Genomic DNA, 9,504 nt, shown 5'->3' on the forward strand with positions numbered 1-9,504 from the left:
AATTCGATAGGTTTTTCGAAGTAATTGCCCTGCATGTCGTTGAATTTCAACATTACGTTTACGGCATCATCCTTGCCGATACCCGTTAAATCACCGACAAAATCGACACGAGCCAAAGAACGGGGAAACGGCAATTGCAAAGAGGTTTCTTTTGTATGGTTGCCATGTCCGACATTTGACGAACTATTGATTATGTCCTCAATATTATTCATCAAAAAATCAAAGGGATATATCGAACTGTCATAGCGCACGCCAAACCACACCTGATTAAGTTTATCGACAACCGCAAATTCCCATTCTCTGTCACTAATAACAGTTAATAGTCTATCCGAAAGTTCCTTTTCGATTTGATTGTTCTGAAATACACTCCCATCGTTACGGACACCCCACCATACTTGTTTGTTGTTGTCCATTACAGCGATTACCCATTCTTTGTCCTGATAAAATCGAAAAAGGTAATTATCCATGCTTTCATTCAAGCGTGGAATAATGGGTGTACCGTCTTTTTTGCGAGCGAAAATAATTTGCCCTAAATTATCGACTACGATAGGCGTATATTCGGGGTCGCTGTCTATCTCCGAAACAAAAGGGAATATGATTTCTTTAACACCTTTGACCTTGTCGTCCATATCCTGCATGGTGAGGATGGAGCCGCCGGTTCGTGCCATATCATCAGGTATAATTATGTCACTTCTTTTAATCCAGCTTTTATTATTACCTTTTATAGTATATGCGTATATTCCATTTTGAGTATCATCTTCAGTATTATTTACCGATACTAATTGCCCGTTAAGTATCGGTTGTCCATTATCCCCAATAGGCGAGTTTATATCAGCCAGCATTGCTGCATAAGTTGCATATGTTTTTAAAATACCAACATTTTCTTTATTCTGTATCTGTTGATCAAGATTGTTTACTTGACCATCTATATAAGTATAAGTATCGTCAATCTTTTGCTGTACGATTTCTTTTTTATACCAATCCGAAGTGTTAAATATCTTGATAACAGTATTACCCAAAACAATATACAATCCCGCTAATGCATCATTATTTACAAAATAAACTCCAGAATCGCTTGTAGTGGAGGGTATCGCTTCTGTTTGGTTTAGAAACTTGGTAACCTGCGAGAGAACACCATTTATACCGGTCGGTAACTTATTCCAAACATTACCAGACTTAACAACAAACTTTTTTTTGTTACTATCATATACAAGTATATCTCCTTCTTGCAAAAACTCTGTATCTATCTCGAAGAATGAAGATAAACTATCGGATGATATAGGTTTCCATTCTCCACGATGCCAACCTCTCGGATGATAAGTGTAGAATGTATTTTTATCATGTACGAATGCAAATGTTCCCTTTTCATTTCCAATAGGATATTTTTCGTATAATTGAGCAACTGTATCGACAGGTGCTTTCATATACCTTAATGCAGGGAGATTCATCAAAGCCCTCCAAACAGTTTCAGAAAGGAAAGTTGGTCTATTATCTTGACAGTTATTCATAACTATTTAATTATTTCGGTTGCTTTATTTTCTAATACCTGTGCTATATCAGGCTTTTCAAATATGTAGAATACCATACTCGCACACAGATATGCAAGTGGTACAAATAGTTTTTCGTTTAATTTTGTATTGTCGCTTAATGGACTGATAAGAGGAATATATAAAGCCTCTTCTATTTCCTGTTTGCTACCTACTGGTACAGAGTAATATTCCAATACATCCTTTTGCGGATATATATAACTATCATCTACTCGCTCTTTTATTCCTTTGTTACTGAGTACGCATACCGGGCGAACAAAATTCCCTCTTGTATATTCATTTGCTTGTATTCTAGCGATAGGATCTGAACTAGGTATCAATGTTTCCCCTACTACCTGCCAACCTTTCATCTTGAAAGAGACTAGGCTGTAAAAATCTTCAGGCAATACGATATAGCCTGTTCCATGTGGTATATCGGAAACTAATTTCTGATCCGAAAAATCTTTGATTGTAAAATATGTTTTTGGGAATATATTGACAGCTTTACGCCACGCATCCACAAATACACTTTCGATATGTCCTTTTACTTTTGATGTATCAGAACCGACAAAAGCATCAGACTCGATATCATTCCATCCGAGTTCATTCATTATCTGCATCACACGGGATATAAATTCTGCTTTCATCATTTTATCTTTTAAGAAGAAAGGCTGCCAGTATTCTAGCACTAACAGCCTTTTAATTTATTTTGACTTATGAGTAAATTACTTACTGTATATTCCAGTTAGGAAACGATACACTGTTTAATTTTGCCTGCTCCATTACCGATGCGGGATCTTTCAGCTTCATGTGATGCACCTTATATGGATCACCTTTCAGTATTGCCACAGCACCATTGATGTCTGTAACTTCAGTATAAGGAGTTGCTTCACCATCTACACCTTCACCAGTAGCTTCGCCTCCGGCTGTTGCTGCATTTTCTCCCGATTGTCCTTTTGCTGCTTCGGCTTCCAATTCAGCTTTTGTTTTGGAATTGGCACGAGGTACATTCAATTTTTCTTCAGTACCTTCAGGTTTTCCTCCTATCCCTTCTACGTCTTCATCGAATCCTCCGGCAGTAGTTCCGGGAGCAACACCAATCCATCCACTTTTGAAGAACTTGGATTCTTCTACGGCTTTCTGAGTTGCAGGATCATTCACAATACAATCTTTCTCGTTTCCTTTGAATGAAATCGATTTTACTTTTCCATTAACTTCTACGAGAAATGAATATTTTACACCAGTCTTAGATATATATCTTTTTGCTGCCATTATGATCTATTATTTTTATTATTAAATACAGGAGGGAAATATACCCCTCCATGCTTATTTATGTTTACGACAATGATACTCGTGAGTGGGCATCCGGGTTACGAAGAACGAGTCCACATATTTCTATCAAAGCACGTCCATCAGAATCAGATATACCTGCTTTCCTGAAATCAAAATCTTGCACATCCCAACCATGAGTCCATTTGCGTAGGAAGTCTGCGTCAAGAATAAATCCTTTATCTGCCATTCCTTGATCGTCAAGTGTCTGATCGTGTGCGATAAGTAATGTGCCGAATTTAGATATGATAGTAGTATATTCGATACCATGTGCTTGTAGTCTAGAGCCTACGTTTACAACCTTAGTGTATTCAACTTTTTCGAGTGCTTCCAACAAGTCGCTACCTACAATGAATGTTTTACGTTTACCTGAGTTATTACCAGTAAAGGCGTGTTTCATCAGGGCAACGATACTATCCGCTGTTACAGCTACACCATTGAAGCTAAATTCCTTACCTGCTTGTGTCCATATACCTTCTGTGAAGTAAATATCTTCGGCTTTCTTAGTATGGGCATTCTTAATTTTGATCTTCCATTTTACACCTCTCCAAAACGAAACGTTCATTGTACGTCTCATATCAAAAACAGCTTCCTCTTCCTGATCCGTAAATGTCCATTTTACTTCTTTCTTGGCTCTCTCGAACAGACTTGTAACCTCCACCTGAGCCATGAATTTTTGCAGGTATTGTTCAAAGTCGGTAGGAACAGCACTATAAGCATCTGTTTGTATTTGGCTTTCTGCTCCGGCACGTCCGGCTCTCGTTACTTTTGTGCCTGATGCAATGGCAGGAACAGTAGTCAATCCACCTCCTACTGATGGTTTACCATTTACAGCGACAACAATTGGATGTCCCGAAGTGTCTTTTTGAATCACATAAAGCATTAACTGGCGTAGAGGATCGACAGAACCATCAGGTCTATATCCTTGAACACCTTCTACAAGAATTGTCTGATCGCAAGCGAAAATGTCTTTATCAGAAGTTTGCAATACCTCCTGAGTATTTCCTCCATCTGCGATAGCTGTAGTTGTAGTGGCTACAAGTTCAATCGTACTGATAGCATAATGCCTTACAACCTGTCCGCTTGCATCTTTCTCTCCATCACCTACTACACGCTGATCGTCAATACTTCGGGCAATAGTTTCCAATGGAACGTCATGCGGCCTGATTTTGGTTACTCGCTCATCAAGATCATCCAGTATAAGATTTTCAGATCTTTCACGAGTTTCGGTTACTGAGGTCATGGCATTGGTGTCCGCAGATCCTCCTTTCTCAAGTGGCATGGCATCTGCTGTCATGGCAGCACCATCAAATACCCCAAAAATGGAGCATAATAGCATAACTACGACTAAGAATAGTCCGCTATCTTTAATTTTTAATAATTTCTGTTTCATTGTTGAATAAATATTTGACTGTTAATGTTATATTGTAATTTCCTCCATATCATCGTAAGCACTTTTCTTCTTACGTTTGTTAGGAATTGTTCTGTTTTTTCCTGCACCAGTTCCATTAGCAAGATCAGGAAGCGGAGCATCACCGGTTATTTTTTTCTTTTTCACTTCAATGGCTTGGTTTCTTCCTTCTACTTCTCCTGTTACGGCTGCTTCCTGTACATCTTTATCATAGTTCATTCCTTTCCATTTATAGTCAATGTATTCAGGTGATATATTCCCCATAAGGAAGTTCTCTGCATCTGAGAATATTGCATTATTTAGTTCTGCTATTTGAGCATCATCTAGTCCATTATCAGTTTTGAATTGCTCTAAGTTTGCCTGATATTGTTGTATGTTTTTAGCAGCTTGTTCTTGTTCTGCTCTGCTCTCTGCAAGTCGTGTTAAACTCTCCTGATAACCTTTTTCAAATTCTTCAGGATCACTATCAAGCCAATCCTTTCCATACACATTACCCATCGCATAAGGAAGTGATTTTGGGCTATCTCCGGCTATCATAGACAGTACTGCTCCCAATCGTGGATCTTGAGCCACAAGTTCTGCTAATCGGGCGTTTGCTCCACTCATTTCCTTGTATTTACCTTTCACATCATCATAGTCCTGACCTGCATATCCCCACAGATCATCATCCGATGGCTCTCCCTGAAAGTCAGGGTTTGCCTGTTGGAATTTTGCGAGAACACCTGCACGTCCTCTCGGAGTTTCTACCTGTGTTAAAGCTGTTTCTCCTTGAGGTGTTTCTACAACTGTTTTATCTACTTCTGTTGCCATATTTCTTTATTTATTGTTTTTATTGGCTGTTTCATGTTTCAGGACAAAAAAATGAATTAAATAGGTAGCCTTGTTCCCTTAATGGGATAAGGTTTTCTATGTATAGAAAACTATACTACAGTTACTTAGCATAAATATTTATATGAGAATACCTTTATAGGAAAATATAAATAGGTATGCTTTTTTATTTGTACGAAAGGAATTTAGATTTTTACAAGGCTTGTGAGAGAGTCAGAGATAAATACAAGGGTGTTTATTTATCTGTTAGCGAAACAACAAGACTGGCTATCAATACCCCTGCCGAATCGTTCTACCTGCTTCCCAAAGAGTGCATGAAGATTATAAACAAAGCTATTAATCATGAGACTATTAATCTAAAGCATGAATCCAAAATAGAACTGCATAAAGAGATTGGCAGAAGATACTTCCAGTTATCAGAAGAAAATCCCGAACTAAAACCTTATGAAATTGCCAAAATAATTTCCGATCAGGATGCTCCACGATTTTATATCTCTGAAAAGACAGCTAAAGAGATTTATTATAAAATGATAAAGGAGGTAAGGGTAAAATGAATGCAGTAAAATATATTTTCGTTCTGTTATTTATAGTTGTTTACTGTCTGTTCGGTTTGGAATTAGGATACACAGCTACATCAATGTTTTATACCCATATTACATATATGTTTCAGCATTTGAGTATTATACATCTTGCAATCAACTCTATCGCTTTTATTGTAATGTTCCATAATTTACAGAAGCTATTGAATATATGGATCATTATAGCTTCTATATTTGTCTGTGGCTTTGCTGCATCGTTTCTATCCATGTACGATATACCTACTGTCGGTGCTTCATCTATGATATATGCTATGGTAGGAATAGATATTGGTATGACATTGCTTTGTAAGGAAATAAAAATAGCAAACACCCGTAGGTATCTGCTATTCATTTGTGGACTTGCATTATGTTTATTAATTAGTGCATTTATACATAACAGTAATTTCCTTATACATATCTATTCTCTGATATTTGGATTTATTGTATCAGTAGTTTTTTCTATTCATAAAACTAGATAGTTAATATTGTGTCTATATTGTCTTTTAGCAACTTAGCCGCCGATTTTACAATTGCCTTAATTGCCTCTTTTCGACCTTCTTGATGTAAATCTTGAATAAATTTCAAACTATATTTTGAAGCCTTACCCCATAAGTAGCAAATGCTTTTTATGACATATCTTTTTGTTTTAGTGGTTAATGAGTTTCTTAAATTATTAATATCATCTGTCAACTCTTCCACTACACTCTCATCTTCAAAATATTGAGGCAAGGCTTTTTGTAATTCGGTAAGATATGCATCTATCAGCAATATTTGTTTTACATGAAAAGGGTTTGTGTCTGCATCTTCATCCGCCGTATCAATATCAATAAAATAATCATCTGTAAATGATTTAATAATAACATCATCAATATTTATACTAATTTTATCATAACGGTTCAGAATATCAATCTATCCTTTAAGTTTTGCATCTAATATCCCAACATCGATTTGATAGGTATCCTCTTTGTTTATCACTGAAGAGTTGGGATATTGAGATACTGTTATCAAATGATTTCCTCCTGTAAAATTATATTTAACTATTCTAAAATAAAATTCTGAATCTCTTTCTCTAACTTCGATGATATTACTATCCGACTTTGTAAATAAAAATCTATCTCTAGTGTTAAAGTTGAATACTACGCTTTCTATTTTTTCGAGATAATAAATAGGTACATCTTTATTTTTCATATCTATATGCTTTATTTATATCTCCAAATATAAGCATAATTACCAGTAACCATGCCATCTTCGTATAGGTTGTGTTCTTTTTTCCAATGCACCTTTTATATCACTCTTATAACCTCCGCTACCATCCACGCCAATACAGTTTGCTAAAAACACAGAAGCTATATTCGACATCTTTGTCTCAAGCCATTTATACATGATCCAGTCTTTCAGAAAACTGAATATATAATCTTCAATAGGCTGTGCCATCGACATCATAAAATCATCAGGCATATTCAAGTAACAGATATAATCCCTTTTCTTACTGAAGTCTTTTCGTTCAAAATATTCAGGTTCTATAGGTATATTTTTCTGATATGCTGACAAAGTAGGGATTATTTGTGCCTGAGCATTGAAAAATAATTCCCTGAATTTAGGCAGGTAGGCTTCATCAAACACAAGTGTCTCGAACATGGGGTTTCCATCTTTATCCGTTTGCCTTATTGAGTACAATGATGATTCCTGCTTTACGGCATCGAACATATCATCATGTGAATATATGAAAGTGAGTAGTGGCATATCAAGCTGCATTATTACCTGCCAACATTTGCTGTACAAGTGGGTTAGTATTCTGATTCATCTGTTGTTGTATATCCTGTGGCACGATACCTTGCTGCATTGGTTGTACCTGACCTCCATTCATCATCGCTTGCTGTGCTGCCATAGCCTCTTCTTTCCGGGCATTGATAGACTGAAGTAATTTATCTGCAAATGGGAATGCTCCGTTTTGCAGCAATTCTTCCAATGTAATTTGCTGTGCCGAGAATAGCTGCATTAAAAAGTCATTCATTACAAGTCTGTATGCAGGAGTGGATGTACTTTCTGTTATCGATAGATCGAACTCTGCATTTTGAACAGTTTTCGGATCATACACCATTGTATCAGGTCGGGCATTATTACCATTTATATTGATATATCTAGGTTCGGAATAAAACTGTTGTATCAGTTTCATATTCTTCATATCCCTTTCTTCTCTTAGTTCCCTGAATGCCTCGAATAGTTCTGTCAATGAAGTAGCTGAGTTCTGTGTCTGTTGTAGGTATAAAGCAGCAGGAGTGCCGGACTTCGGTGCTTGTCCTTGCAATGCTCCCTGTACTCCCGATATATCTTCCAGTAGCTTCAACTGTATCTGCAACATATCTGTCAATCCCAACTGAGTTGTATTGTTTACAATCTGTTTTGGCATTTCTATTCCGGGTTTACCCTTATATACAATAACCCCATTGAATACAGCCCACTCATCAGCAAAGTCTTTTGCTGTCATACCATCTGGTATAGAGTCTTGATGAATAGCCAGTACACCTTTTGCAGAAGCACGTGTTACAAAATCCTGCATGGTGATAAGTCGGTTGATATAACGTTGCTGATCAATGAAGTCACCTACAAATGGATATACTCTGCCGTTAAAGAACGGATATATCTTGAATGAATATGGATGCGACTCATGCCAAAATGGAGTCTCACCTTCTTTCAGTATATCACCTTGAGGCGACATATAGTAGTAATACCAATAGTTATCTATAAACCATTGATACTCGATCAGCTTCATATCTTTTACTTCGATACCTTCTGCTGACTGTTCAGCTTTCCGTTTGTCATTCTCCCGAATAAGCTGCAACTGATCCTCTACCTCTGTCTTGTAGAACTCACCTGTAAGTTTATCATGTACTAATAGGCGTTCTTTACTTTCCTTTTTCCAAACCTCGATAACCCGGCATCGGGTTTCATCATCCGGGATAAAGAAGTTTTGAAATCTTCGGGCATCTTTCACAAGATTCTCAACTCGTGATATTGTTCTGTCTCTGTCGCAATAACTGTAAATCCTGCGTATCTCTTCCGCTTTTTCGGGTGAGCCATCAGCAAACTGAGACATCACATCATATAATCCTACATCATGTATTTCACCTACTAAATGACAATCCCAATGTCGGGGATCTTCCATGTGGTTATCAAAGAAAATACGTCTGTGGTTTACAAGGTCTGTCCACACATCCATTTTTCCATTTCGCCATCCGAATGTGCTTCGGAACATACCCACACCTGTAACAAGGAAATTGGTGAAGCAAGCTGCATCTAATCCCCACAGTTTGTTCAGTTGATAAACATACTGAATTGTAGCTGACATCATTTCACCTTTTGCCTGTTTATCTCTATCTCTCGATACACATACAGGCTCGGTTTGTGTCGATTGGAATACACCCGAAACAGAACGGACTATACCTCTTAGTCGGTTATTCTGTAATGGGATGTTACCCTGATTGAGAATATGCTGACGCTCGGTGATCCATTTACAAGATTTCGGATCTAATACCTTATCACTCCATTGGTCGACAAACGTATACATTTCATTTCTATCACACATTTTCCGGAAGCTGTCTAATCCTGTCCATGCAAGAAAGGCATCCATCAGCACATTTTCATTTCTATCGAAAGTAGAACGCTTCTGTATTGTGTCAATATTTTCCCTTTCTTTATTCGGGAAGAACTTGGCAGCTAATTTCGGATTCGCTTTTCTTATTGTTGTATTCATATATGATGCTTTTTTTCTTATTCTGTATCGGCAAATATGCTAATTGATAGTAGGAACTGAGTACCTTGATGGGAAAAT

Annotated in this window: 11 protein-coding genes; 2 read left to right on the top strand and 9 right to left on the bottom strand. The window is 37.2% G+C overall.

Annotated elements, in window-relative coordinates:
- The 5 genes from D0T53_RS10850 to D0T53_RS10870 all read right to left on the bottom strand — a co-directional run.
- The coding region (locus tag D0T53_RS10850; RefSeq protein ID WP_163267778.1) for a hypothetical protein at positions 1–1,508 on the bottom strand (1,508 nt) is incomplete at its 3' end.
- Between the two features lie 2 nt (positions 1,509–1,510).
- Positions 1,511–2,176 carry a hypothetical protein gene (locus D0T53_RS10855; protein WP_163267780.1) on the bottom strand — a complete coding sequence of 222 codons (666 nt, stop codon included), beginning with the start codon at positions 2,174–2,176 and terminating at the stop codon, positions 1,511–1,513.
- Between the two features lie 79 nt (positions 2,177–2,255).
- Positions 2,256–2,798 carry a hypothetical protein gene (locus D0T53_RS10860; RefSeq protein WP_163267782.1) on the bottom strand — a complete coding sequence of 181 codons (543 nt, stop codon included), beginning with the start codon at positions 2,796–2,798 and terminating at the stop codon, positions 2,256–2,258.
- A gap of 64 nt (positions 2,799–2,862) precedes the next feature.
- Positions 2,863–4,248, bottom strand: a complete 1,386-nt coding sequence (locus D0T53_RS10865; protein WP_163267784.1) for a DUF5309 family protein — start codon at positions 4,246–4,248, stop codon at positions 2,863–2,865.
- A gap of 27 nt (positions 4,249–4,275) precedes the next feature.
- Positions 4,276–5,076 (bottom strand): hypothetical protein, encoded by an 801-nt coding sequence (locus D0T53_RS10870; RefSeq protein ID WP_163267786.1) that lies wholly within the window; start codon positions 5,074–5,076, stop codon positions 4,276–4,278.
- A 176-nt stretch (positions 5,077–5,252) separates the two neighbouring features.
- Between D0T53_RS10870 and D0T53_RS10875 the strand changes: the two genes are divergently transcribed.
- The gene (locus D0T53_RS10875) at positions 5,253–5,648 is read left to right on the top strand and encodes a hypothetical protein (RefSeq protein WP_163267788.1); all 396 of its coding nucleotides are present in this window, start codon (positions 5,253–5,255) and stop codon (positions 5,646–5,648) included.
- Positions 5,645–6,151: a rhomboid family intramembrane serine protease gene (locus D0T53_RS10880; protein ID WP_163267789.1), complete on the top strand. Its 507-nt coding sequence runs from the start codon at positions 5,645–5,647 to the stop codon at positions 6,149–6,151. Before D0T53_RS10875 ends, D0T53_RS10880 begins: the two co-directional genes overlap by 4 nt.
- Here the strand turns inward: D0T53_RS10880 and D0T53_RS10885 are convergent.
- From D0T53_RS10885 to D0T53_RS10900, 4 genes are all read right to left on the bottom strand, one after another.
- Positions 6,144–6,440 carry a hypothetical protein gene (locus tag D0T53_RS10885; RefSeq protein WP_163267791.1) on the bottom strand — a complete coding sequence of 99 codons (297 nt, stop codon included), beginning with the start codon at positions 6,438–6,440 and terminating at the stop codon, positions 6,144–6,146. The genes D0T53_RS10880 and D0T53_RS10885 overlap by 8 nt on opposite strands.
- 141 nt (positions 6,441–6,581) lie before the next feature.
- The gene (locus D0T53_RS10890) at positions 6,582–6,860 is read right to left on the bottom strand and encodes a hypothetical protein (protein ID WP_163267793.1); all 279 of its coding nucleotides are present in this window, start codon (positions 6,858–6,860) and stop codon (positions 6,582–6,584) included.
- Between the two features lie 39 nt (positions 6,861–6,899).
- Positions 6,900–7,415, bottom strand: coding sequence for a hypothetical protein (locus D0T53_RS10895; protein ID WP_163267795.1), 516 nt, complete (start codon positions 7,413–7,415; stop codon positions 6,900–6,902).
- Between the two features lies 1 nt (position 7,416).
- Positions 7,417–9,426 (bottom strand): hypothetical protein, encoded by a 2,010-nt coding sequence (locus D0T53_RS10900; protein ID WP_163267796.1) that lies wholly within the window; start codon positions 9,424–9,426, stop codon positions 7,417–7,419.
- Positions 9,427–9,504: the final 78 nt, after the last annotated feature.

The sequence above is a fragment of the Dysgonomonas sp. 216 genome, assembly GCF_010501065.1.
In the GTDB taxonomy this organism is placed as follows: domain Bacteria; phylum Bacteroidota; class Bacteroidia; order Bacteroidales; family Dysgonomonadaceae; genus QVMM01.